A 23616-nucleotide genomic window follows, 5' to 3' on the forward strand; every position below is an offset into this window, starting at 1 on the left:
ATCCTCCTTTATACAGATAGTTGACAATCGCTAGTCAAGGAAAAAGCTCGAATATAGTCTGGCTCATCTGATATACCTTCTAGTAAATCAGCAATGAATAGTGATGTTTTTGGCGCTAATAAAATGCCATTACGATAATGTCCTGTTGCAACAAAAAGGCCTGATGTTTCTGGCACTTCCCCTAAAAATGGTGACCCCTTTTTTGCTAATGGTCTTATTCCTGCCCATATATTTTCAATAGAAGCACTACTTATGTTTGGTACGACTCTTTTAGCACTGTTTAATAGTTTTAGGACACTTGCTACTTCCACTTGTTTATCCAATTGCTCAGGTTTTGAGGTCGCACCAATAATGATTCGATTTCCTTGCTTGGGAACGAGATAGCAATCATCGGTAAAAATAGTAGATTGAATTAACGGTTCTCTTGTTTTAACCGAGAGACATTCTCCTTTAACAGGTGTGATATCTAAAGCTGGAATGTATTTTTTGAACTGATCGCTCTTAAATCCAGAAGTGATAATGACTTGATCCGCTGTATAATATTGTTCACTTACCTTCACACCTGATACTTTGTTTTGTTCGATGACTAACTGCTGAACCTCACTATCCTCAAATATTGTTGCCCCATAAGCTTCAGCTGCGATTGCAAATGCCTTTGTTAAATGTGGAGCGGAGACTTGCCCTTCTTTTGGACAATCAAGAGCTAAATAAAAATCACGAGATAATTCACTTTCTCTTATTTCCTCAGGTCTAACAATCGTTGCCTCAATGCCGTGATTCGTTTGAAATTGTACAATATCTTCTAAATGATTTTGGTCCTCTTCACTGTAGATGAGCTTGTAAGCACCTTTTTCTTGGAATTGAATATCGATGCCACTTTCTTTTTTTAGATCTTTTGCCAATTCCGGAAAAAGCGATCTGCTTTCTCTGGCAAATTGAAATAATGGTGAATCCGCTTTGAATTCCATTTGTACTCCTAACATCCCTGCCGCTGCACTGGATGCCTCAGCACCGATCTCTTTTGCTTCCAAAACGAGCACACGGTAGCCTCTTTTGCTTAATTGATAGGCGATCGATACTCCCATTATTCCACCACCAACAATGATTTGATCAAATTGATTAGTCAATGCCTTCCCCCCTCCCCATTATTGAACACACTCTGGTATTGTTTTAAAATCTCCAACGGATCGGCTGCATTCCAGACCCCTGACATAACGGCAATTCCACTAGCACCTGCTTTTAATACCGCTTGCGCATTTTCTGGTGTTATTCCACCAATCGCAACTACAGGAATCGAAACAGACTGTGTTATCTCTTGTAATCGACTTATTCCCTGTGGGGAAAGTCCTTTTTTTGATAAACTATGGAAGATATGGCCATATATGATGAAGTTAGCTCCAGCCTTTTCAGCATGAACCGCTTCTTCTAATGAATGTACAGATTTACCAATAGAAAGCTCTGGAAAAGTCCCTTTTACTACGTCAACAGGTAAGCTATGGTAAGCGAGCTGAACCCCATGGCAGTTGTTGATGGCAGCAATATCCACCCTGTCATTAATGATTAGTTTTTGTTTAGGTACCCCTTTTTCTAACAAAAAAGATACAATAGTTTGTATTTCTTGAGCTGTTTTGGATTTTTCTCGAATATGGATATAATCAACATCATGCTGTAAAAAGGGTAGGTCCTGAAGTTCCTTTTCGGTTAATTTCCCATTGGTAATAAGGTGTATTCCTTTCATGTCAGCCATTCCTCCTTCATCGAGTATAGGAAGCAAAAATGCCACTCATCCAGTATGGACAAGTGGCATTTAGTAAAAGCTCGTTGATCATTCGCTCTCTTACCACTTCCCTACGCTAGTGTTAACCAGATCAGGTTCAAAGGGTCCGAATTTTTCGTCTCAGCCACTTAATGGCTCCCCTAGTGTTCAATCGTATTTTATTATACAGGAAAAGGATAACATAGTATGAAAAATAAGCCAATAGCAAATATTTATGTTTAATTAACAAAAAGAAGGGTAGACATATAATGGAAACAATATTTAGAAAGGATGTTGTAGAAATGGCACAAGATCAACAAAAATTACAAGCTTTACTCGATGGTTTAAACGAAGATTTAGCTAATGAATATGCAGCAACCATTATGTATACGTATCATGCTTCCGTTGTATCAGGACTATATCGTTCTTCATTAAAACCTTTTTTTGAAGATGAAATAAACGATGAAATCGGACATGCTTTATATTTATCCGATAAAATTAAAACATTAGGTGGTACACCAACCACAACACCTGCTACGGTAGAACAGCTGACAGATGTAAAAGAGATGCTCGAAGCTACCTTTAAAGCTGAAAAAGAAACCATTGAACGCTATGAAGTAAGAAAACAACAAGCAGATGAATTAGGCTTTACAGAGCTTGTTGTACAACTTGAAGATATGATTGCAGATGAAACAAAACATAAAGAAGAAACACAACGATTATTAGCAGATCCTAGTTTTCAATAATGAACTAACCCCTTCCCTTTTTTTAAAATAAATGAGCAGCTTCCATTCTTGGAGGCTGTTTTCTTTTTCACATGAGAAAGCCTATAAGTCTATGATATACTAGATATAAAACAATCAGGGGTGACAAAATGCGCGAGATATTATTCCAGGAAATTGATCAATTATACGATGAAATGGTTCAAATGCGGAGATATTTACATCAATACCCTGAACTTTCCTTTTATGAATTCAAAACCGCAGCATTTATCCAAGATCAATATAAACTTCTTAATATACCTTTCCAAGCGAATGTTGGAGATAACGGTGTAGTCGCTACATTACAAGGTGCCAAGACTGGAAAAACAGTGGCACTTCGAGCTGACTTTGATGGTCTTCCCATTCAGGATGAAAAGACGGCAGCATACAAATCACAGAATCATGGTGTGATGCATGCATGTGGGCATGACGGTCATACAACCACATTACTTGCTGTTGCAAAAGTGCTTAAAAAATATCAGCATGAACTTGCTGGCAATGTTGTATTTATTCATCAACATGCCGAAGAACTAGCGCCTGGTGGGGCCCAACCGATGATAAAGGAAGGCGTTCTTGATAATGTGGATGTGGTATATGGTACACATCTCTGGACGAATACACCCTATGGCGTCGTCCAAACAGCGCCAGGTAATTTTATGGCGGCAGCAGATAAATTCACAATAAATATTCAAGGAAAAGGTGGTCATGGAGGCATGCCCCACCAAACAAAAGATCCTATCGTTGTCGGTTCCCAAATAGTAACAAACCTGCAACAAATTATTAGCAGAAGGATCGACCCATTAGATACAGCAGTGCTTTCGATAGGTTCCTTCCATGCCGGAAATGCTTATAATGTGATTCCAGACTCCACAACAATTGAGGGAACAGTAAGAACTTTTGATCAAAGTCTGCAGCAATTTATTATCGATGAGATGGCAAAGATCATTAAAGGTACCTGTACTGCTTATGATGTAGATTATCAGTTCGATTATGCAAAAGGTTATCAGCCTGTTGTGAATGATCCAGAGCATGCCGAGAAGGTTTTAGTGGCGGCAAAGTCGGTGGAAGATGTAGAAAAAGCTGAAATGGTCGAACCTAGCATGACAGGGGAAGATTTTGCCTACTATCTACAAGAAAAACCGGGTGCCTTTTTCTTCACCGGTGCTCAAATTAAAAATGGTTTTGTTCCGCACCACCATCCATTATTTGATTTTGATGAACGCGCAATGAAAATAGCGGCCAAAACCTTAATAGCGGCTACGTTAAATGTCAATCAATTATAGAAGTAAAAAGCCTCGTTTCAATTGGGAAACGAGGCTTTTCATCTACACTTTAAGCTTCTTTCTCAGATAATTCGGTATGACAACCAAGACAAAAAGCAAGCTGGCAACAGCCATCATTGCGCCTATCACCAACTCTCCTATTATTACTAAAAATAAAGTAAAAAGGATGGCGACTACGACGATTAATTGTTGCATCCATTTCATAAAGGCTTGCTTTCTCACAGACTCCGCAATTGGATACAAATCCAGCCAAACCAATGTAGCGTGATGTTTCCATAATGGCACGATTTGTAAAAAGATCATATAGATAAAAAGAAGAGCGAATATCAATTTTAGCCATTGATTTGGAACAAAATAAATCAACAGACCACCGATCACTAACAACCTAAGATATATCCCTAAATATTCGCCACTTCTAACAGTGGTTAAGCGATATAAATAAGGGTAAGCATTCTTTTGCTGAAACGGGATACCTTTTGTTAAAACTTTAGCTAACCAATGGCGTTTCTTAACTGGTGTCTCTAGGTGTGGTACATCGGTAAACATGTTTGCTAACCGATAGAAAGAACGCATGCGTAAATAATCACTTTCGATTAACAAATCCCAATTCAACGCTTTTTGTTTGCTAGCTGTTAAGTAATTGGTTGCAAAAAGAACGATCAGTAAGACCGTAATAATAGCCAAAAAAAGCATTTCTTGTCCAATAAAAAAATAAATTAATGTTACTATTAAAGCAAAACGAACGATTTTATCGATTAGCCTTGTATTTTTATCTCTAACACGAAGCATCCACCAATTCGCAACCAAACTCCATGCCTTCACAATTAACAAAACGATAAACAACATTCCGTATGCTGGTGTATCCTGATTTGGAAAAGCAGCTGCATAAAGTGGGGCAATTGCTGCAATTGCTAAAATAAACAAATAAATCTGCGTAACATAACTATAAACCAATGTCCGAATAAAATAACCTTGCAAAAGATGTTCAGCAGGTATTAGAAATACAATGTCAGCCTTTTTTAATAAAGTCTGAATCGGACTATGAGCAGTTACCAATCCTAATACGAATGCAATTACCCATGCCGATGGGAAATAACTTGGTATATTCTCTAAGAACTGCTGATAATAAACCGACATGGCGGACACAATAAATACCATAGCTATGACAATATGTCCTGTCACAATATACCTTAAATAACGACTAAGCTCTTTTATATGAGCGGATAAGCGATCGGTAAACAATTGATGAGCATTAAGCATAAGAATCGGCTTCTTTCGTCAATTGAATATATAGATCATCCAATGTCGCTTCTGGTCGATCAAAAGACTTTCGCAATTCTTCTAAAGTACCTTTTGCCCTGATTAGACCATCATGTAAAATGACAAACCTGTCACAATAACGTTCTGCCGTTGCTAAAATGTGTGTTGACATTAACACACCTGCCCCTTTTTCCTTCATTTGATCCATCAGCTGTAAATAAGATTGAATCCCCAATGGGTCAAGACCAACAAATGGTTCATCCACGATATATAAATCAGGCTCAACTAAAAAGGCACACATAATCATCACTTTTTGTCTCATACCTTTCGAAAAGTGAATCGGAAATAACTTCAGTTTTTTTTCTAAACGAAACTCTTTTAGTAAAGGGGTCACTCTTCTCTGGTAGACATCTTCCGGGATTTGATAGGCCATCGCAGTCAAACGTAAATGTTCTTCTAACGTTAACTCATCATATAACACTGGCATTTCCGGAATATATGAAAAATAGTTTCGATAGCTTTCAGGGGCCTCTTGAAATGATTTACCTTTTATTGAAACTTCCCCACTCTTAGCTTGCATTAAACCAATGACATGTTTAATGGTGGTACTTTTTCCAGCACCATTTAAGCCAATTAATCCGACAATTTCATTCGGTTTTACGTCAAAAGAAATGCCATGCAAAACATTCTTATGCGTATAACCTCCTTCTAAATTCTTAATATGTAATAAAGGTTCCATTCCCTAACGTCCCTTCTTTAATTACTTATCCAAAAAGTATTACCAATTGCTATCCATTATACCAAATTCTTTTAGTATTAGAAAAAGAAACATTGAACTAGTCTTTCAGCTGATGCTACTTCATCTTTTTTGGTGGTATATATTTTATCGGACATTAAAGCTGGTGCACGACTCTTCTTTTGGGCGATATATGCTTTTATCGGACATTAGAGCTGGTGCACGACTCTCTTTTGGGCGATATACACTTTTATCGGACACTAGAGCCGGTGCGAGACTCTTTTTTTGGGCGATATATATATTTATTGGACAAAAACGCTGGTGTGACCTTCTTCTTTTAGGCGATATAACAATTTATCTGACATTGAAGATTTAAAACTTCGAATGATGTGCATAAAGAAAATGATTTTGAACAAACTATATCATGAAGGGGCAAGGAAGCAATAAAAAAGCTTGATTAAAAACCAGTTTATGAAATGGCGAAAGCCTTTCGTTGCATGAATTTAGTAAAGTGAAGATTTACTCTTGCTTGCTATGAGTCGTATCAATCCTTTCAAATGTATAGAACGACCTTTTTCTAACAAAAATCTTCCCCGATTTTTGTGAAAAAGAACTGACTTGTCTCCTTCAAGCAGGAAGTGCTGTTAAACGAGAGATCGTTTTATAGCACTCCTGCTATTTTTTTATAGTTAGCATTTTAAAGGAACCGCAAAATAATGTATAATGAGAAAAAAGACTTATTTATAAAAGGAGTGAGATAAATGACTAAGCATTCCGATTGTATCTTTTGCAAAATTATCGATGGCGAAATACCATCAGCAAAAGTTTATGAAGACGAAGATGTTCTTGCTTTTCTTGATATTAGTCAGGTAACGAAAGGACACACATTAGTTATACCGAAACATCATACCAAAAACATTTATGAAACGAATGATGAAATTGCTTCGACATTATTCGCTCGTGTTCCGAGAATTGCAAATGCGTTAAAAGAAACATTTCAGCCAGCTGGTATTAATATACTTAATAACAATGGTGAAGCTGCTGGGCAATCTGTATTTCACTTACATATACATCTTATCCCACGATATGATGAGCAAGATGGATTTGATGCAAAGTGGGAAACACATGAAGATAAATATAATTTGGTTGACATTGCCTCTTCCATCAACAATAACATCTAATTTTTTAAAAAAACTGGTTTGATTGTCTCTAAAAAAGAGAATGTTATATATATGAAAGGAGTGTTCGGAATGATTAACAGTAAGTCATTATTAATCGGTATGCTTGCAGGTGGAATAGTAAGCGCTGCTGCCACACTTTTAAGTACACCTAAAGCAGGTAAAGAATTAAGGACAGATGTAAAAGTAAAAAGTGATAAAGCAGTACACTATATTAATAACCTGAGAACAGAGGGTGTTGATCTTAAAGAGCAAATCACCAAAACCTCCAAAGAAGGTGCAGCCTTAATTAAAGACCTTTCTGCTGATGTAAAAGAATCAATTGAATCTTGGAAAAAAACAGTGGAGCCTCATCAAAAAAACATACAAAAATATTTAACACAAATTGAAGAGAGCCTTAAAGAATTAGAGGATAAGACAAAATCTCAAACGGAATAATAATCACCCTAAGAGTTGGCAAATGCCAACTCTTTTTAGTTTTTAGCTTTCTTAATGATGTTAATGCAATTACATGTAATCGTTTACTTATTTTTTTTACAAAAAAACGGTTGATTTTTAATACGAAACATACTATAGTCATGTAGTGTTATTTGAAACATGTATTTTAAAACTAAGGGGTGATCCTATGAATTGTTGGGATTCCATTAATCTAACAAAACAACTAGGCTTTTATCGTAGTATAATACTTTCCTTTATCTTTGGACTATTATCATTTATTTTATTATATCTGCCATTTACTTTAATTCATAAAGATGCATTGGTAAAAGATCACGGATTAATCCCGTTAGCTTTTGGAATAGCGATATTGCCTTTAATGCATAAAATCATACGAATCATACCATTAAAATGTATGAATAAAAAAATTAAACTAAAATGGACATGGGAAAAGAGGATTATTCCAAATTTCGATTTGTGTAAAAATTCGCACACGACAAAACCTGTATTACTTTTAGCATTGTTATTACCGACAATAATTATAACGATACCATGTATTGTAGGGAGCTATTTTCTACCTTCTTATTATCCTTATTTCTTATTAGCGGGTGCGATTAATTTAAGCCTGTCTTATATTGATTTTCTTTATATCAGACACCTGTGGAACGCACCAAAAAAATGTGTGATTTCTAACGATGAAAAAGGATACGATATCCTCATACCACGATAAGACCAACGATAGCGTTGGTCTTTTTTAATTATCCATATTTAAAGTAAATCATTTGTTAGCAGTGAGGCTATGCCTTAATGAGTTACAAGATAACAAACCATTTTTTTCTCTTATTAACTCCTATGTTATAGTATCGATATACATTTTTTTCTATTAATTAAAGAAGACATACTGTTCAAAACTACGATTTTTTGTTAAAGTAATTAAAGTAGATTAAGGAGGTAGGCTTCATGCTTTTTGTTTTTGTTATTTTTGCTTTTTTCACATTGTTTATTTTTAACTCATTGACAATGAGACTATGTTTACAAACGGAAATGTCCCAAGAAAAACAACCAAACGTTTTCCGGACCATCAATATTTTAATTACTATATTATTAGTGTCCTCCTACGTAGAGGTAATATATACCTAAAAAAATTAGTAAAAACAATGTAATATCTATATTTACTGTTTTTTTTAATAAAAAGTATGTTATATTATTGCAAGAGTAAAAAATTGCATGAGTAAATAATTAGGAGTGTAGGTACAATGAAAAAATTAGCAATCACTGCAACAGTTGCAGCAAGTATTTTCGCGCTTTCGGCGTGTTCTTCAGAAGAAGATTCTGAAACAGTAGTAGAGACTGGATCAGGAGATATCACCAAAGAAGAATTTTATCAAGAATTAAAATCCGCTAATGGTGGACAAGTCCTTCAACAAATGGTGTTGGAAACTATTCTTGAAGATAAATATGATGTATCTGATGAAGAAGTGGATAAAGAAATTGAAACATTTAAAGAACAATATGGTGAGCAGTTTGAAATGGTCTTGACGCAAAGTGGATACGAAGATGAGGATGCTTTCCGTGAAGATTTACGTGTTAACCTTTTACAAGAAAAAGCTGCCACAGAAGACGTTGAAGTAACAGACGAGGAAATCCAAAAACGTTATGAAAGAATGCAAACAAACTTAGTAGCAAGCCATATTCTTGTAGAAGATGAAGCAACAGCAAATCAAGTAATTGAGAAATTAAATGATGGCGAAGATTTTGCTGCATTAGCAGAAGAATATTCAACAGATACTGGTAGTGCTGCAAATGGTGGAGATCTAGGAGAGTTCGGTGTTGGAAAAATGGTCCCTGAATTCGAAGATGCTGCTTACAACCTGGAAATCGATGAAATTAGTGAGCCTGTTCAATCACAACATGGATTCCATGTCATCAAAGTAACTGATCGTGTAGAAGTAGAAGATGTAGAGCCATTAGAAGATGTAAAAGATCAACTACGCAGAGAAATTGCTCAAACAAAAATTGATCAAGCAGCATTGCAAACTAAAATTCAAGATTTAATGTCAAATGCTGAAATAGATGTTAAAATAGAAGAGTTTGAAGATCTATTCAAACAACCAGAAGCACCTGAAACACCTGCAGCACCTGCAGAAGGAGATACTGAAAGTACAGAAGAGGAAGCAGATAACACTGAAGAATCTGAAAGTACAGAAGAGGAAGCAGATAACGCTGAAGAATCTGATAATACAGAAGAAGAAACTCAAGAATAATAAATCAAAAACCCTATCTTCATCAAGAATGAGGATAGGGTTTTTTTGTGTTATATTTATACTACTACGTATTTAAATGAATTGGAGTGTTACCGTTGACGAAAGCGAATTATTTTTACGACATGATTCCGATCAATTACGAACTGACTGAAGAACAACGTGAGCAAGTTAAATCCTCCTTTCCACCGCCAGCTTTACCAGATGAGATTGCAGGTTTAGACCTTAATAATTTAGCAAAAGGTACACCTGTGAAGACACGTGTGTTACTGAATGATTTTGAAGTTAAGAAAACAAAAACAAATAAATCCTTCTTAAAGATAACTTTAAGTGACCAATCTGGTAATATCTCGGCAAAAATGTGGGATAACAATGGAGAAGTAGAAGCCATGCAGCCGATCTTGGAAAAAGCAGGGGTCTTTGATATTAGAGGTCAAGTCGATGAATTTAATGGTTTTAAAAGTGTGACTATCTATGACATGACCCCGTGTAAAGAAAATATCGATCCATTCACACTACTTGCCTATACAAAACAAGATATTCAACAATTATCAGAAGAATTATTTGCTTATCTGTATGCATTAGATAATCCCTATCAAGAGATTGCGCTTCGAGCAATGGATCAACTTTGGGAATCTTTCCGGATAAGCCCTGCTGCGAAAGGTTTTCATCACAATTACTTAGGAGGATTATTAAAACATACAGTTGGTCTTATGCGTTTTTGCCGCTACATTACCATACAGGAAGACAATCCATTTCGTGCTGTTATGAAGCTCATACATAAAGTTGAAACCCAATATAAACAGGAAATTTGGGAATCTCTAAAAGAAGATGGCCAACGACCTTCATTTGTATGGAAAGATGCAATCGACCACTTGTATCATATGTTACAAGGCATGGGAGAATATAAATACGAAGAGATCAACTATAACGCCTTAATAACCAGTATATTATTCCATGACATTGGAAAGTTGGCAGAATACGATTATGCTGGGAAATCAATGAACGTTTTCGATTATTTGTATCCTACTGCCACTATCGAGGATGCCCAAAGGAAACAAGCTGGAATTGCGATGGATCCATTAGGAGTTACTATTGGTCATATTCCTTATGGAGTTCTACTTCTTACCAAAGTAATTGAACATAACCAGGTCCAGGTCAGTATGGAAGCAATCCACCTCATGTCACACTGTATCTTATGCCATCATGGTTTACCAGAATGGGGTAGCGCGGTTCGAAAACCTCTTAATCTAGAAGGTTACCTTATCCACATCGTAGATTACTTAGATAGCAGGTATGAAAATACTGAAGCAGATCATCAAAAATAAAGTGAGACTTCAATCAGTTAGAGTTTTTGACTTCCTACTGATTGTTATCAGGAAGGAGGTACTAAATGATTCCATTATCTAAAAAGATTACAGGTATTTTTATTCCGGTAAAGGATATTGAAAAAGCCCGTGATTGGTATTGTGATTTATTAGCCGTGCAACCAACAAATGAGTTTCCAGGTGGACATCTTTATGTGATAGAGTTTAATAATTTAAACCTTGTTCTGGATAGTAAGATTTATAGTGAAAAAACGATTATTCAAACTCCTCTTTTTCACTTTGATACAGATAATGTTGAACAATCTTACCAATACATTCATGAAAAAGGAATCGAATTAACATCTAACATTCAATTTAACCAATTTTTCAATTTTAAGGATCCTGATGGTAACCATTTAATGATGTGTCAGCCTTAGAAGAATAGTGAGGTCTGAGTTTCAGGCCTCATGAAGGATTTTTGATAATAAATATTGTGCATCCTTACTCACCCCACAAATTAATGCTGAACCTCTTTGCGATTGCCAAGGCAATCCTATGAAATATAAACCTGAAATAACTGAAACACCTTTTTTATGGATTGGGTTACCATGTGGTGAAATTACATCTGGTGTCTTAATCCAATGATAATCTGCATTAAATCCTGTAGCCCAAATAATTTGATCATATTCCTGTTTACTTCTATCATCAAAAGTTACAATATGGCGTGATACACTAATGACTTTCGGTTTTAAAGTCACTTGTTTCTTTCGTATCAACAACTTCAATTTATTGCCAAATATAGGATCCTTTTGATTACGAAACCACTTTCCTTTTAGTGAATCGCTCTCAGCAAATAAAAAACCAAAAATGTCTAACCATTCAAAAATACTTCTCCCAATTATTTGTAATGGTAAAAATCGCAGAGAATGATTAACAGCAATGGTAACCTTTTTTATTTTTGACAATTCTACAGCAATTTGCGCTCCTGAATTCCCTCCTCCTACTACTAACACAGAGTCACCATCAATATAAGATGGTGACTTATAATCTGATGAATGAATAGAAGTTTGTCTTTCTGTAGAGTTCTGAAAGACATCTGGAATAAAAGGAGTTTGAAATGGTCCAGTTGCCACAATAACTTTTTCAGCTTCCATTATTCCTTTATTTGTTATAAGGCGAAATCGTCCCTTCTCTGTTTTTGTTAATTTTTCAACTCTCACATTATATCGAACTGGTAATTGAAAATGACTTACATAATCTTCTAGATACTTTGCAATTTCGTCTTTTGTTGGATATTTATCTGGCGCTCCTTTCATATTCAAACCTGGTAAACTACTATAATTACGAGGAGTAAACAACACTAAGGAATCATAGCGATTACGCCATGAATCACCTACTCTTTCCTTTTTATCCAAAATCACAAACGATATATTTTCTCTCATAAGATAATACCCCATTGCAATTCCAGCTTGTCCTGCACCAACAATAATTACTTTATATTGATTCAAATGAGCCCTCCTAACATTCAAATGTTCATTTGAATGTTATTATACAGAAAAATGAGTAAAAGTAAATAAAATACTTATGTTTTATCTCTTTACGTCTGGTGCTCAAGATGACCAAGAATCTTAACACGACTACAGCACTGATTTTTTTGAAACAACTAACAACAATGGTAATATTATGCTAAAATAAGCTATAACAATTGGTTATGAGGTGACGTTATGATATTTATCATATTATTTATTATTTTATTAATTTTAACATTCGATTTAACGAAGATAAGAAATCAGAACAATGAGATGATTCAACAAAATCAGAGAGTGATAGAGTTATTAAAGGAAACGAGAAATCAGTAAATCACTACACATTTTACATTAAAAGGAGAAATTATACCTCAGAAAGGAAGAAGCTATTTGGAAGTCTATAAAGACGAATTTTTAATAAGCGATGATAGAACTTTAATTAATATTCAGACTGTGTATAACCTGCTTTCCCCTACATACTGGGCTAAAGACCGTTCCATTAAAACGATTGAAAAAAGTATAGAGAATTCCTATGTATTTGGAGTTTACCATAATAACAATCAAATAGGCTTCGGTCGCATTGTTTCTGATCAAGCTGTATTTTCCTGGATATTGGATGTGGTGATTAATTCAAATTATCAGGGAAAAGGCATTGGCACATGGCTAATAGAGTGTATGATTCAACATCCAGATCTTATTAATACGAAATTTGCACTTGCTACGAAAGATGCCCATGATTTTTATCGGAAATTTAACTTTAAAGAAAAAGATTGTATGATAAAGAAATAAAGGAGATTATAATGGAACAATGGTTAATCCAAATCATGAATGATTACGGCTACATAGGGATTATGTTTTTAATCGCTATTGAAAACATTTTCCCACCGATCCCTTCTGAAATAATTCTTACCTTTGGCGGCTTTCTCACGACCACTTCTTCTTTACATATTGTTGGAGTTATTTCCGCCTCTACTGCCGGTTCTGTTTTAGGTGCGATCATTCTATATAGTATTGGATTACAAATGGATGTAGCACGATTGGAGAAAATAATAGGTAAATGGGGACATATTCTTCGAGTAAAAAGAGAGGATATTTATAAGGCAGATAAGTGGTTTGATAAACATGGTTACTGGACGATATTCTTTTGCCGGTTTGTCCCTCTTATCAGAAGTTTAATCTCAATTCCTGCTGGCATGTCTCACATGAACATTGGTTTATTTTTATTATTTACTACCCTTGGCACACTCATATGGAATACGGTATTAGTTTTTGTAGGAGCTACCCTAGGCGCCTCTTGGGAGAATATCTTACACTATCTCGAGGTTTATTCCACTGTTATTTATTTGTTGTTGTCTGTTTTAGTAATTATCATTCTTCTAAAACTAGTACGCAGAAAATAAATTCCTTCAAACGATAAATATTCAATATAAATTGTTGCTCTATTTAAGGATAATGTGCCATGAATGATTTGATTATTTCAACATTAAATTTGCACGTAAAAACCGATACGACTTGCGCAATTCGCTAGGTATAGTTCTACAATGACACATCATTTAAATGAAATAATATTAGAAAACTCAAAATGACAGCTTCCACAATCGTTGTAGCATCTATTCGCAGCGGAGGCGTCCACTTTCACTCCTGCGGGAAGTTTTTATCCGAAGATCCACTTTGGTAAGTGGTCTTGCTTACCAAAGTTAGCTGAGGAGAAAAACCCGTGGAAAGGGAAGTGGACAGCCGCAGCGAATATCTAGTAAATCTATCATTTCAAAATTACTACTTCGACTAATAGTTACATATCAGTTATTGCGTAGTATCTTCCCAATATGTAATAAATACTTATCCTCACTCTTGTTCTTCGTTTATTTTGTTCGTGCTATTTTATAACCATTATCAATTTTTTCAAATCCTACTTTCGGATAATAATCCATCGCTTTTGGTGACGATAATAAAATCAGCGCGACGTTCTCATTTAATAAAAGCTGGACTCGATTGATTAATTCTTTACCGATCCCTTGTTCTTGATAAGTCTCGTCAACAGCTAAGTCTGATAAATAACAGCAATAACTAAAGTCAGTTAGACCTCTGGCAACTCCTACAAGCCTCTCTTCATCCCATGCAGTAACCAAAACATTGGCATGATCCAACATTTGCTGCAATCGATCAAGGTCATCAAAAGGTCTGATAATGCCAGATTTTTTAAATATTTCAGATAGGTCGATCGGTGTTATCGTTATATCATCTTTATACATAATCTCGGTCATTTTCGCCACTCCCTCTGTTAGTCTTTTTATCGTACCATACTTTCCCAATTAACGTAATGTCAACTCGGCATTTTTCGTTTTTGTTGCAGTAAAGTAAAATACTTGATGTTGTTCACTGATTTCTTCTAGTAACTCTAATACTTTTTCTTTTCGCTCTCTATCAAAATGAACAAAGCCATCATCGATAAGAAAAGGTAAAGCAAATCGTTTTGCCATTACATGACTTAACGCAAATCGAAGTGCTATATATAATTGGTCTTTCGTTGCTTGTGATAACTCGATTACATCAAAATGAAAACCATCTTTATTTTCTACGATAATTTTTGAGTCGTCATTTATATAGATGCTTGGATAGTGATCAATTGTTAAATATTTAAAGTATTGACTCGCTTTTTCAAAAACCATCGGCATATATTTTTCTGAATAGCTTGTTTTTGCTTTGATTAGCTTAGAGTGTGCTACTTGGTGTGTCGCCCAATTCTTTGCTATTTTTTGTAATTTCTCCTGCTTATATGATATTTGATGAGTGAGTATCGATACGTCTTCTTTTTTTTCTAATAGCTCAACCGTTGCTTTTCGATCACTTAAATCTTTTTGAGCCTTATCAATCATTTGGTCATTTCTCTCTATTTTCTCTTTTACTTCTCTCATCTGTAATTTCAACTCATTTTCGTCTGCAAACTCACCATTCGCAAATGAGTTAATTGTTTTTTCTTCAAATAAAACAGTTAAGCTATCATAAAGCTGATTCTTTTTATCTTTTGTTTCGACTAATTGACGATATTTTTCCCCTTTTTCGATAAACTTTTCTTGATTCTCCACTTGTGCATGTTGTAATAACTGATCTATCTCGTTAAGGTAAGGCTGCTGCATTTCCTGACATTGTTCCAGATGAGCTGTTAACTCCTGCAAGCGATCTGCTAACCGTTTTGCTTCATTTCGTTTTTCTCTTTCCACTTGTAAGGCCTCGGTAAGATTTTTGTTTACGTCAACTGAAAAGGAGGAAAGTTCCTGTTCCAAATCCTTCTTAAGTTGTTGAGGTCGATCTAAGTCAACTAGTAATTTCCTGGAATCTGATAATCTCTCTTTTTGGATCATTAGTAATTGATATATCTTAGACCAGTAGGTTATCCCTACATTTGTTAGAAATGGATATTGTGACTGCTGATCATGTATTTTCGCATGGTTCTGCTCTTGTTGTTCATTTAAAAAAGTGGCCCTTGCCTCTAATTTTAATTGCTCGCGAAGGTAATGCTGGATATTCTTCTCAATCGAAGCGATCCGGTCTTTTTGTTTTTGATGATCTTCTATTTCTTTCTTTTTTTCCTGCCGCTCATCTAACGTTAGCCTTACTGAATCTACTTGATCGGGTTGAAACCAATGTGTAAATGTTTTTCCATAAACTCTTATTACGAGACATTGTGAGATCGCGAGAAAAGCGATGATACCTCCCCACAACCAGTCGGTGATAAAGGCTAACAGTATCGACGAAACAAGTCCGATTATCATAACAATTAATGATAACTTCCACTGATTTTGATATTTTTCTTGCCATTTCCGATAGCGTTTTTCTTGTTTCTCTTGATCTATTGTAAAATCAGCTTGTTCTATTTGCTTTTGGTAATCATCAATGATCTCAGAATCGACCAACTGGTCTTCCACTTGTTTTTTTTCTATCTCCATATTGGTAATATGTTTCAAGTTGGATGCATGTTCCTTTTCTATGTGGTTTTTCTCTACTTCTATTTTTTCTGCTTTCTTTGCAAGTTCTGTCCAATGTTCTTCTAAATAAAATGGTAAAGGTAGTTCTTCTAATTCATCAATCGTTAGATTAATTTGCATGCGATCGAGTTTTTCCGTAATTTCTTGACGGATCTTTGCTAGTTTATTAGAAATGTCTTTTTCTTTTGCAGTGATTTCATTGATTTCTTCGGTTAGTTGCACTGCACGGTTTAATTGATGCCAGTCATTTTCCGTTAATGTAACTAGATCAGATTGGTTTTGTTCGACTTCTTTTATATTTTTTTCAATGACATATTGTTCGCTTCGAATTGGGAGAAGTTTTTCTTTCCATTGGTTTAATCGTTCTAATCCATCGGTCGGAAATGTTATGGTTGTGTTTTGACGTGCCAGGTTATTAGATGCGAAATAAAAGTCTTTGATAAGCTTATAATGGGTGCTTCGTTTTTCTAATTGTTGAAATGTTTCGGTTAGTCGTTTTCTTTCTATTTGTTGATCGTGTAGAGTTGTCTTTAATTGCTGGATCTCTTCCAATTGATCGCGGTATGTAGCTTCTTCTTGTTTTGCTTTTGCTAACTGATCTTTTAATTCTCTGAGTTCTTGAAAAAATTGATTAATTTCAGGTTTTTTACCATATGGTTTAAATAACTCTGCTAAACTTTTCTCCAACTTTTTTTCTGCTTGGTAAATACGATCCGATCCTGACATACCAATTGCTATTAATATGTCATGTATGGCATGATTATCCAGATGTTGGATCTGTTGAAGGTCAATGGCATCAAAGGTAAAAATAGCTTCATACTGTTCTCGATCCATTCCTTTTATATTTTCTTGTAACCATTCTTCCTCTTTTGTTTCTCCCTCAACAAATACGAGCGCCTTATTTTTATTTTTACCATCTACTCTTTCAATCGTTACGGTTTGTGAGGACAAGCCTGAAACGGTGATTCTTCCCCCAAGTGCTGATCCTTGTTTTGGAACATAGCGTTTTAAATTTGAGGGTTTTTCACCAAATAAAACATATAAAATAAACTGGCGTAATGTTGATTTCCCCGATTCATTATTTCCTGAAATTTCAATCACACCTGCTGAATCTTGAAAATTAAATTGTTGATCTTGCCACTTTCCGAAGCCATATATATGTATATTTTCAATACGCATCCTGCTATCCTCCTTTTACATGTAATAAATGATCTAGCAGTTGTTCAGACTCTACTCTAGTCATATCTAAGTCTTCTTCCTCAAGCTTGTCTAGCCACTTTCGGCCTTCGGGATGCTGCCAGAGTTCTGCCAGCATATCTGCTAAATCTTCTTTTTTGGAAAAGGTTTGTGCCAACTCCTGTAAGAAACCACCATCTTGTAACCACTCTGATCGTTGCTGGTTTTTCTGCCATTTGTAACCACTAATATAGGTCCATTCTTTTGTCTCAACTGATTGATTGATAATGTCGAGCATTTCATCAAATGAACCGTTGCTGATCCATTCTTGCACAGTAGTTGATACACGCGTGAGTTGGAGTTCAATCACTTGCTTTCCGGATGAATATTCCGCTATTGTCTTTTCAATTTCTTCTAGCGCTCGGTTAATATCGGTCCATTCTTCAGTTGAAATCATGCATTTTTCAAATCGAATAGAATGAAGCTGATGGAAATCGAGTTGTTGCTCTGTCTCTGATAAGGTAACTAGATAACAACCCTTTTCCCCTGATTCTTTCATTGATCTCCCCTGAATATTACCTGGGTAAACGACAGCAGGTTTTTCTGATAAAACATTTCTTTTATGAATATGGCCAAGTGCCCAGTAATCAAAGCCAGACTGTTTGAGATCAGAAAGTTGGAAAGGTGCATAGGGTACATGTTCTTCTGTTTTTACATTGCCAACGGTACCATGCAATGTTGCGATATGATGAATCGGTTCTTCTGTTTTTTGGAATTGCAATGCTTTATTTTCAGTAACTGCTCGTTCTTCATAACTAAAGCCATAAATTTTGGCTAGTTTCTGATTATCTTTTACAAAATTGAATGCTTCAACTTTTTCTTTTTCAAAAACAAAAACATTATCAGGATAATTTCTAGGAAACGCCTGACTGTTTATAAAGTCATGATTACCAAAGGAAATATATACGTTAATATCATGTGAGTTTAGCTGTTCTAGCGATTTTCTCAATGCGATATGTGCTCGCATGCTTTGTTCTTCCTGGTCAAAAATGTCACCTACTAATAGGACAAAATCTACCTTTTTCTCAATAGCAAGGTTTGTCAAATTAGTTAATGCTGCAAATGTGCTTTCACGGATATCCGCTAATATATTGGACGGTATATTACTTAAACCTTTGAATGGACTATCCAAATGTAAATCAGCACAATGAAGAAAGGTTATTTGTTTTTTCAAAAGATTCACCTGCCTTTCCTATTATTGTAGCAGAGCATAAATCAGAATGCACGTTCGATCATTGTGCGTTTGACATATTGTGTTAATATATAGGAAATGGAGGTGATGGGAATCGAAATGTTTATTTATTTACGACCTATTTTTATCACCATGATCATACTTCTTTTAATATTATTTCTAGTAATTTTAATTCAGCATAAGTTACTTACAACCTTCTCAGTTCTTGCCTTCGCTATCTCGTTTATTATCCTTGCAAATGTAACATTATATATGAGTGGAGAAATCGTTGATGAGCTCAACTTGACTAGAGATCAAAATGAATTTTATTACGTAATAGCGATCGTAGTCCTATCTTTTATCAATGTCGTTGTATTTCGATATAAGAAAAGGAAAGAAGGTAGAATATTTTATTGAAGGAGCTACAAAATGCAAAAAGTAAAATTAGTGGAACCAGCTAAAGAATTATATGAGGCTTATCTTGATTTTTACCAAGAGTGGATACATAGTGGGGAAGTTAGAATTCCTTGGGTGATCGACAAATATCCATATGATATTGAAAAAATGTTAACTTTTTTTGATGAACATAAAAAAGGTATTGATTTACCAGAAGGCTGGGTTCCAGATTCCACTTACTGGTTGATAAATGAACAAGAACAAGTCTTAGGTGTCGTTAATATTCGTCACCAGCTCACTGATTATTTAATGAATATCGGTGGACATATCGGCTATGGTATACGTCCAAGTCAGCGCCAGAAGGGCTATGCTACTCAGTTACTGAGGTTATCAATCGAAGAAGCGAGCAAATTAGGCATTAAGAAAATATTAGTAACTTGTGATAAAAACAACATCGCTTCATGGAAAACTATTTTAAAGAATAACGGCGTGGAGTATAAGGATTTTATAGAGGAAAACGGAAATGTCGTCAAACGTTTTTGGATTGAAGGGAAGCAAACGCTGTGAATAACCATACATTAAAGGAGGTGAAATGTATTGAACCTTTCCATTCCCCATAAATCTTTTTATTTACAACAGCTTGAAGCAACGATCCAACGGTTATCTCCCCATGAGTGTGTTCAACTTGAAAAATCCTTCGGTCGTGAAATAGCAGGATACACTGGCGAAAAGAACTTGCCCTATTATTTAGATTCACTGCCATCAGTAAGTCGACTATTCGGAACACGCCTTCCCTTTCAGCATCACTTTTTTCAAATCGATAGTTTAGTTGTTTTCCCACAAAAAATATTCATCTGTGAAGTCAAACATTTAAAGGGAAAAATCTCGCTGAACCAATCAAATCAGCTTATTCAGGAAACAGAAAATGAACAAATACAAGTATATGACAATCCATTAATTCAAGCACAGTATCAAAAGGATAAACTTGAATCCTTCCTCTCTTCAAGTGGTTTCCATTCACCTCCGATTCATCCTGTCATTATATTTACCCACCCTAGTGCTAATCTTGACTTCCAACAACCAGACATCCTTCCTATACAACAATTACCTATTAGAATGAAAGAGATTTTATCGAATAGTAAAGCTACTCCATTTTCTACCTCTCAGTTGAAGAAACTCACTTCCTTTCTAACGAATAATCATCAAGAAAGACAAACGAATATACTAGCAAAATTTAAGATCTCTCCCAAGACAATTAAACGCGGTGTTTTCTGTTCCAAATGTATTCAAGTCAAAGCAAAAAGAATCTATGGCACTTGGTATTGTCCTAAATGCGGAACGAAAGACAAAAATATGCACATCAAAGCATTGAAGGAGTGGGCATTAATTTTTGGACCAACCATTACGAATAAGCAAGCACGCTATTTTTTAAATATTGAATCGATTCATTTAACAAAAAGGCTTTTAAATCAGGTGCAGTTTCCTTCTACAGGAACTTATCGAGATAGAAAACACGATCTGTCCCTTTTACTAAATAAATTAAAGTGAAATGTATTACTGGCAACTTTTGTGTTTTATTGGCAACTTCCAATGCTTTATTGGCAACTTCGCTCTCACCATGAAAGAAGCTATTTCGTCACAAGGACGAAATAGCTTCTGCTTTCACTTATTCTTTTTTCGATAGTTGTAGTGCTTTTTTGAAATCTTTCAGTGATGTCGATGTGCCGTACATCAACACACCTCCGCGATAGACTCTTGCTCCTACTACAGCGAATAATGCAATTGTTGCTATCAGAATAAGAATACTTAAACCTATTTCCCAGAATGGAATCTCTAATAATCCGACACGCAAGAACATTGCAAGTGGTGAGAAAAATGGAATATAGGAAGAAACTACAACAATCGTAGAATCTGGCATACTTAGTCCAAACATGGTAATCATAAATGCTGCAACGATAAGTAATGTTACTGGCATCATTAATTGTTGCACATCCTCTGTCCTGCTAACTAAGGATCCTAACATGGCCGCTAATGTAGCGTAAAGGAAATACCCTAGCAGGAAAAAGATAATTGCATATATAAAAGTAGATGTACTAATATCTGATAGTCCGAAGAATTCGAAAAATCCGCCTACTAGCTCATCTTGCTTCTGCGTAATTACAAGATAACCTACCCCTAAAAATGCAACGATTTGTGTTAAACCTACCAAACCAATTCCAGTAATTTTGGCAAACATTTGACTTACTGGAGAAGAGCTTGAAATTAATATCTCCATTACTCTGGATGTCTTTTCGTTTGCGATATCCATTGCAATCATATTTCCATACGAAATCACTGTGAAATATAAGAGAAATAAGATAACGTACACTAAACCTCTTGCACTACTAAGTTCATCTTCTGACTTGACAGTTGACGTTTCCCCGTCACTTGGAGCAATCAATTCACTTTCAAAAGTCATCGGCTCATAAATGCCTGTAATAATAGCCGGATCTATTTCAGACTGATTTGTTGCCATTTCCACTTTGATTTGTTGTAACTCGTTTTGAAGTCTCATTTCCATCGATTGATTTGAATAGTCTTTACTATGATACACAGCAGATGGTAAACCATCAGCAGTTTCGCTAATTTCAAGAGCTGCTACATACTGTTCATCTGTTACCGCTTCTTTTGCCTCTTCAATCGAAGCCTCAAAATGCTCAATTTCAAAATCGGAGTCGTTTGCTGTTAATCTTGATTCTAGTTGTTGATATACTTCTTCACTTTCTGTTATAACTGCAACCTGATCTACTTCACCTTCTGATTCGAATAAGTCGATAACTGATTGGATATTAGCCATTAATACTATAAATAAGAGAAAGATAGCTGTAGTAATAATGAAAGATTTTGATTTAATTTTAGACATATACGTATGGGAAAATACAATCCAAAATTTATTCATAGGACTCACCCGCTTTCTCAATAAAGATGTCATTTAGGCTTGGTTCGTCTAATTCAAATTTACGAACGAAACCTTTTCCTAGCAATTGTTCTAGGATCTTTTGCGATACATCTTCATTTTCAATTTGACAAAGTGCTCCATCTGAAAAGTGCTTTACTTTGACCACGCCAGGGATGCTTTCCACAAAACCCAATTCAAAGTCTGCTTGAATTGATAAATTTTTCTTACCAAAGGAGCGCTTTATTTCTCGAATATCACCATGTAATATTGGTTTTCCATGTTGCATCATACATAGATGCTGACATAATTCTTCGACATGTTCCATCCGGTGCGAAGAAAAAACAATGGAAGTCCCACTATCTTTTAATTCAACTACCGCTTCTTTTAATAATTCTACATTGACAGGATCTAATCCAGAAAAAGGTTCATCTAAAATAAGTAGTTTAGGTTTATGTATAACTGCAGAGATGAATTGGATTTTTTGTTGATTCCCTTTTGATAACTCTTCCACTTTTTTATCCATATATTGTGGAACCTTCAACCGGTCAAGCCATTTCGTTAATTCTTCCACCACTTCTTGTTTTGCCATACCACGTAATTTTCCCAGGTAAATTAATTGATCACGAACTTTAAGTTTCGGATAAAGTCCTCTTTCTTCTGGTAAGTAGCCAATTAAGTCACTTTTACTATAATCGATTTCTTCACCATTCCACGTAATCGTTCCTGATGTTTGATCTAATAAATTTAAGATCATACGGAATGACGTTGTTTTACCTGCACCATTTGCGCCTAGAAATCCAAAAATCTGGTTATCTGGAATTTCTAACGAAAGATGATCCACAGCAGTAAACGATCCAAACTTTTTTGTCACATTCTCTAGTTTTAATGTCACACTCACTCACTCCTTTCACTATATATACGAATCACGGTACTCATTAGTTTCAAAAAAATGAGTTACAGCTGATATTGCTGTAACTCATGGTCATTTATTGTTCTTGTGCACCGTATAATTCTTCTAACGGTTTTGTAATAATGCGGCTTAGGTCATTAATAAGCACGTTAACGCGTTGTTCTTCTTCCATTAATTTAGATATATCTTCATGTTGTTGAACAAGCTCCACTACTTGTTTCGCTTTTTCTACTTCTTCTTCGGTAATTTCCATTCCTTGCATTTGTTTTTGTTGCAATTCTAATTGTGTGTTTCGGAAATTATCAAACATTTGTTTCGCGTTTGGATCTGCCATTACTTTATCATATGCAGCTTTTAAATCCTTGTATTCTTCGCTTTCCTGAATTGCTTGTTCTAACTCATGTGCTTTGTCATTTACATTTGACATAAAATAAAATCCTCCTAAAATATAAAACGTCTACAGTAGATTATCTATA

General features: G+C 35.2%; 26 protein-coding genes and 1 riboswitch. Of the genes, 15 read left to right on the forward strand and 11 right to left on the reverse strand.

From position 1 onward, the window contains the following. Window positions 1-8: 8 nt before the first annotated feature. Complete coding sequence (thiO, locus tag BUC25_RS01115) at window positions 9-1127, reverse strand: glycine oxidase ThiO (protein ID WP_073198864.1); 1119 nt, start codon at window positions 1125-1127, stop codon at window positions 9-11. Continuing rightward, the gene (gene tenI / locus BUC25_RS01120; protein ID WP_342039379.1) at window positions 1124-1747 is read right to left on the reverse strand and encodes a thiazole tautomerase TenI; all 624 of its coding nucleotides are present in this window, start codon (window positions 1745-1747) and stop codon (window positions 1124-1126) included. Before tenI ends, thiO begins: the two co-directional genes overlap by 4 nt. 81 nt (window positions 1748-1828) lie before the next feature. Next, a riboswitch (TPP riboswitch) is annotated at window positions 1829-1929 on the reverse strand. A 96-nt stretch (window positions 1930-2025) separates the two neighbouring features. Between tenI and BUC25_RS01125 the strand changes: the two genes are divergently transcribed. After that, complete coding sequence (locus BUC25_RS01125; protein ID WP_425292862.1) at window positions 2026-2502, forward strand: ferritin-like domain-containing protein; 477 nt, start codon at window positions 2026-2028, stop codon at window positions 2500-2502. Between the two features lie 128 nt (window positions 2503-2630). Next, a complete protein-coding gene (locus BUC25_RS01130; RefSeq protein ID WP_073198868.1) occupies window positions 2631-3800 on the forward strand; it encodes a M20 family metallopeptidase in 1170 nt (389 codons plus the stop codon). Between the two features lie 42 nt (window positions 3801-3842). On the opposite strand, the gene BUC25_RS01135 is transcribed toward BUC25_RS01130, so the two are convergent. After that, window positions 3843-5060 carry an ABC transporter permease gene (locus BUC25_RS01135; protein ID WP_073198870.1) on the reverse strand — a complete coding sequence of 406 codons (1218 nt, stop codon included), beginning with the start codon at window positions 5058-5060 and terminating at the stop codon, window positions 3843-3845. Next, the gene (locus BUC25_RS01140; RefSeq protein ID WP_073198872.1) at window positions 5053-5799 is read right to left on the reverse strand and encodes an ABC transporter ATP-binding protein; all 747 of its coding nucleotides are present in this window, start codon (window positions 5797-5799) and stop codon (window positions 5053-5055) included. Before BUC25_RS01140 ends, BUC25_RS01135 begins: the two co-directional genes overlap by 8 nt. 758 nt (window positions 5800-6557) lie before the next feature. Between BUC25_RS01140 and BUC25_RS01145 the strand changes: the two genes are divergently transcribed. The 7 genes from BUC25_RS01145 to BUC25_RS01175 all read left to right on the forward strand — a co-directional run bounded on the left by BUC25_RS01145 (window position 6558) and on the right by BUC25_RS01175 (window position 11414). Beyond that, complete coding sequence (locus tag BUC25_RS01145; RefSeq protein WP_073198874.1) at window positions 6558-6977, forward strand: HIT family protein; 420 nt, start codon at window positions 6558-6560, stop codon at window positions 6975-6977. Between the two features lie 69 nt (window positions 6978-7046). Continuing rightward, the gene (locus BUC25_RS01150; RefSeq protein ID WP_073198876.1) at window positions 7047-7412 is read left to right on the forward strand and encodes a YtxH domain-containing protein; all 366 of its coding nucleotides are present in this window, start codon (window positions 7047-7049) and stop codon (window positions 7410-7412) included. A gap of 187 nt (window positions 7413-7599) precedes the next feature. Continuing rightward, window positions 7600-8139, forward strand: coding sequence for a metalloprotease family protein (locus BUC25_RS01155; RefSeq protein WP_073198878.1), 540 nt, complete (start codon window positions 7600-7602; stop codon window positions 8137-8139). 230 nt (window positions 8140-8369) lie between these two features. Further along, the gene (locus tag BUC25_RS19505; protein WP_073198881.1) at window positions 8370-8549 is read left to right on the forward strand and encodes a hypothetical protein; all 180 of its coding nucleotides are present in this window, start codon (window positions 8370-8372) and stop codon (window positions 8547-8549) included. A 116-nt stretch (window positions 8550-8665) separates the two neighbouring features. Next, the gene (locus BUC25_RS01165; RefSeq protein WP_073198883.1) at window positions 8666-9673 is read left to right on the forward strand and encodes a peptidylprolyl isomerase; all 1008 of its coding nucleotides are present in this window, start codon (window positions 8666-8668) and stop codon (window positions 9671-9673) included. A gap of 86 nt (window positions 9674-9759) precedes the next feature. Next, on the forward strand, window positions 9760-10998 hold the full coding sequence (locus tag BUC25_RS01170) for a hydrolase (RefSeq protein WP_342039380.1): 1239 nt from the start codon (window positions 9760-9762) through the stop codon (window positions 10996-10998). Between the two features lie 65 nt (window positions 10999-11063). After that, window positions 11064-11414, forward strand: a complete 351-nt coding sequence (locus BUC25_RS01175; protein ID WP_073198885.1) for a VOC family protein — start codon at window positions 11064-11066, stop codon at window positions 11412-11414. A gap of 21 nt (window positions 11415-11435) precedes the next feature. Here BUC25_RS01175 and BUC25_RS01180 read toward each other — a convergent pair whose 3' ends face one another. After that, window positions 11436-12485 (reverse strand): flavin-containing monooxygenase, encoded by a 1050-nt coding sequence (locus tag BUC25_RS01180; protein WP_139251745.1) that lies wholly within the window; start codon window positions 12483-12485, stop codon window positions 11436-11438. 216 nt (window positions 12486-12701) lie between these two features. Between BUC25_RS01180 and BUC25_RS19660 the strand changes: the two genes are divergently transcribed. The 3 genes from BUC25_RS19660 to BUC25_RS01190 are packed head-to-tail and all read left to right on the forward strand — an operon-like array spanning window position 12702 to window position 13903. Beyond that, a complete protein-coding gene (locus tag BUC25_RS19660; RefSeq protein ID WP_280174029.1) occupies window positions 12702-12836 on the forward strand; it encodes a hypothetical protein in 135 nt (44 codons plus the stop codon). Window positions 12837-12893: 57 nt separating this feature from the next. Further along, window positions 12894-13292 carry a GNAT family N-acetyltransferase gene (locus BUC25_RS01185; protein ID WP_073198887.1) on the forward strand — a complete coding sequence of 133 codons (399 nt, stop codon included), beginning with the start codon at window positions 12894-12896 and terminating at the stop codon, window positions 13290-13292. 11 nt (window positions 13293-13303) lie between these two features. Next, window positions 13304-13903 (forward strand): DedA family protein, encoded by a 600-nt coding sequence (locus tag BUC25_RS01190; protein WP_073198889.1) that lies wholly within the window; start codon window positions 13304-13306, stop codon window positions 13901-13903. Between the two features lie 462 nt (window positions 13904-14365). On the opposite strand, the gene BUC25_RS01195 is transcribed toward BUC25_RS01190, so the two are convergent. Genes BUC25_RS01195 through BUC25_RS01205 form a run of 3 tightly spaced genes read right to left on the reverse strand, consistent with a single transcriptional unit; the run spans window position 14366 to window position 18899 of the window. After that, window positions 14366-14767: a GNAT family N-acetyltransferase gene (locus tag BUC25_RS01195; protein WP_073198891.1), complete on the reverse strand. Its 402-nt coding sequence runs from the start codon at window positions 14765-14767 to the stop codon at window positions 14366-14368. A gap of 48 nt (window positions 14768-14815) precedes the next feature. Next, window positions 14816-17668: an ATP-binding protein gene (locus tag BUC25_RS01200; RefSeq protein WP_073198893.1), complete on the reverse strand. Its 2853-nt coding sequence runs from the start codon at window positions 17666-17668 to the stop codon at window positions 14816-14818. Between the two features lie 4 nt (window positions 17669-17672). Beyond that, window positions 17673-18899 (reverse strand): metallophosphoesterase family protein, encoded by a 1227-nt coding sequence (locus tag BUC25_RS01205; protein WP_073198896.1) that lies wholly within the window; start codon window positions 18897-18899, stop codon window positions 17673-17675. 105 nt (window positions 18900-19004) lie between these two features. Here BUC25_RS01205 and BUC25_RS01210 point away from each other — a divergent pair, with 105 nt between their 5' ends. From BUC25_RS01210 to BUC25_RS01220, 3 genes are read left to right on the forward strand one after another with little or no spacing between them, the layout of a single operon-like run. After that, the gene (locus BUC25_RS01210) at window positions 19005-19313 is read left to right on the forward strand and encodes a hypothetical protein (protein ID WP_084543310.1); all 309 of its coding nucleotides are present in this window, start codon (window positions 19005-19007) and stop codon (window positions 19311-19313) included. A 12-nt stretch (window positions 19314-19325) separates the two neighbouring features. After that, window positions 19326-19859, forward strand: coding sequence for a GNAT family N-acetyltransferase (locus BUC25_RS01215; protein WP_073198897.1), 534 nt, complete (start codon window positions 19326-19328; stop codon window positions 19857-19859). Between the two features lie 30 nt (window positions 19860-19889). Then, complete coding sequence (locus tag BUC25_RS01220; RefSeq protein WP_073198898.1) at window positions 19890-20840, forward strand: NERD domain-containing protein; 951 nt, start codon at window positions 19890-19892, stop codon at window positions 20838-20840. 118 nt (window positions 20841-20958) lie between these two features. On the opposite strand, the gene BUC25_RS01225 is transcribed toward BUC25_RS01220, so the two are convergent. The 3 genes from BUC25_RS01225 to BUC25_RS01235 form a co-directional block, all read right to left on the reverse strand. Beyond that, window positions 20959-22230 carry an ABC transporter permease gene (locus tag BUC25_RS01225; protein WP_073198899.1) on the reverse strand — a complete coding sequence of 424 codons (1272 nt, stop codon included), beginning with the start codon at window positions 22228-22230 and terminating at the stop codon, window positions 20959-20961. Then, entirely contained in the window at window positions 22223-23122 is a 900-nt protein-coding gene (locus BUC25_RS01230) for an ABC transporter ATP-binding protein (protein ID WP_073198900.1), read from the reverse strand. The genes BUC25_RS01225 and BUC25_RS01230 overlap by 8 nt, the downstream gene beginning before the upstream one ends. 94 nt (window positions 23123-23216) lie before the next feature. Continuing rightward, entirely contained in the window at window positions 23217-23567 is a 351-nt protein-coding gene (locus tag BUC25_RS01235) for a YlbF/YmcA family competence regulator (RefSeq protein ID WP_058308276.1), read from the reverse strand. Window positions 23568-23616: the final 49 nt, after the last annotated feature.

Origin of the sequence: Gracilibacillus kekensis (assembly GCF_900143085.1) — a bacterium.
Lineage (GTDB): Bacteria > Bacillota > Bacilli > Bacillales > Amphibacillaceae > Gracilibacillus > Gracilibacillus kekensis.

Bases quoted from the DNA above. Each gene is read 5' to 3' on its own strand.
- tenI (WP_342039379.1), bottom strand. From the start codon at position 1,747: ATGGCTGACATGAAAGGAATACACCTTATTACCAATGGGAAATTAACC.
- BUC25_RS01125 (WP_425292862.1), top strand. From the start codon at position 2,026: ATGGAAACAATATTTAGAAAGGATGTTGTAGAAATGGCACAAGATCAA.
- BUC25_RS01130 (WP_073198868.1), top strand. From the start codon at position 2,631: ATGCGCGAGATATTATTCCAGGAAATTGATCAATTATACGATGAAATG.
- BUC25_RS01135 (WP_073198870.1), bottom strand. From the start codon at position 5,060: ATGCTTAATGCTCATCAATTGTTTACCGATCGCTTATCCGCTCATATA.
- BUC25_RS01140 (WP_073198872.1), bottom strand. From the start codon at position 5,799: ATGGAACCTTTATTACATATTAAGAATTTAGAAGGAGGTTATACGCAT.
- BUC25_RS01145 (WP_073198874.1), top strand. From the start codon at position 6,558: ATGACTAAGCATTCCGATTGTATCTTTTGCAAAATTATCGATGGCGAA.
- BUC25_RS01150 (WP_073198876.1), top strand. From the start codon at position 7,047: ATGATTAACAGTAAGTCATTATTAATCGGTATGCTTGCAGGTGGAATA.
- BUC25_RS01155 (WP_073198878.1), top strand. From the start codon at position 7,600: ATGAATTGTTGGGATTCCATTAATCTAACAAAACAACTAGGCTTTTAT.
- BUC25_RS19505 (WP_073198881.1), top strand. From the start codon at position 8,370: ATGCTTTTTGTTTTTGTTATTTTTGCTTTTTTCACATTGTTTATTTTT.
- BUC25_RS01165 (WP_073198883.1), top strand. From the start codon at position 8,666: ATGAAAAAATTAGCAATCACTGCAACAGTTGCAGCAAGTATTTTCGCG.
- BUC25_RS01175 (WP_073198885.1), top strand. From the start codon at position 11,064: ATGATTCCATTATCTAAAAAGATTACAGGTATTTTTATTCCGGTAAAG.
- BUC25_RS19660 (WP_280174029.1), top strand. From the start codon at position 12,702: ATGATATTTATCATATTATTTATTATTTTATTAATTTTAACATTCGAT.
- BUC25_RS01190 (WP_073198889.1), top strand. From the start codon at position 13,304: ATGGAACAATGGTTAATCCAAATCATGAATGATTACGGCTACATAGGG.
- BUC25_RS01195 (WP_073198891.1), bottom strand. From the start codon at position 14,767: ATGACCGAGATTATGTATAAAGATGATATAACGATAACACCGATCGAC.
- BUC25_RS01200 (WP_073198893.1), bottom strand. From the start codon at position 17,668: ATGCGTATTGAAAATATACATATATATGGCTTCGGAAAGTGGCAAGAT.
- BUC25_RS01210 (WP_084543310.1), top strand. From the start codon at position 19,005: ATGGGAATCGAAATGTTTATTTATTTACGACCTATTTTTATCACCATG.
- BUC25_RS01215 (WP_073198897.1), top strand. From the start codon at position 19,326: ATGCAAAAAGTAAAATTAGTGGAACCAGCTAAAGAATTATATGAGGCT.
- BUC25_RS01225 (WP_073198899.1), bottom strand. From the start codon at position 22,230: ATGAATAAATTTTGGATTGTATTTTCCCATACGTATATGTCTAAAATT.
- BUC25_RS01235 (WP_058308276.1), bottom strand. From the start codon at position 23,567: ATGTCAAATGTAAATGACAAAGCACATGAGTTAGAACAAGCAATTCAG.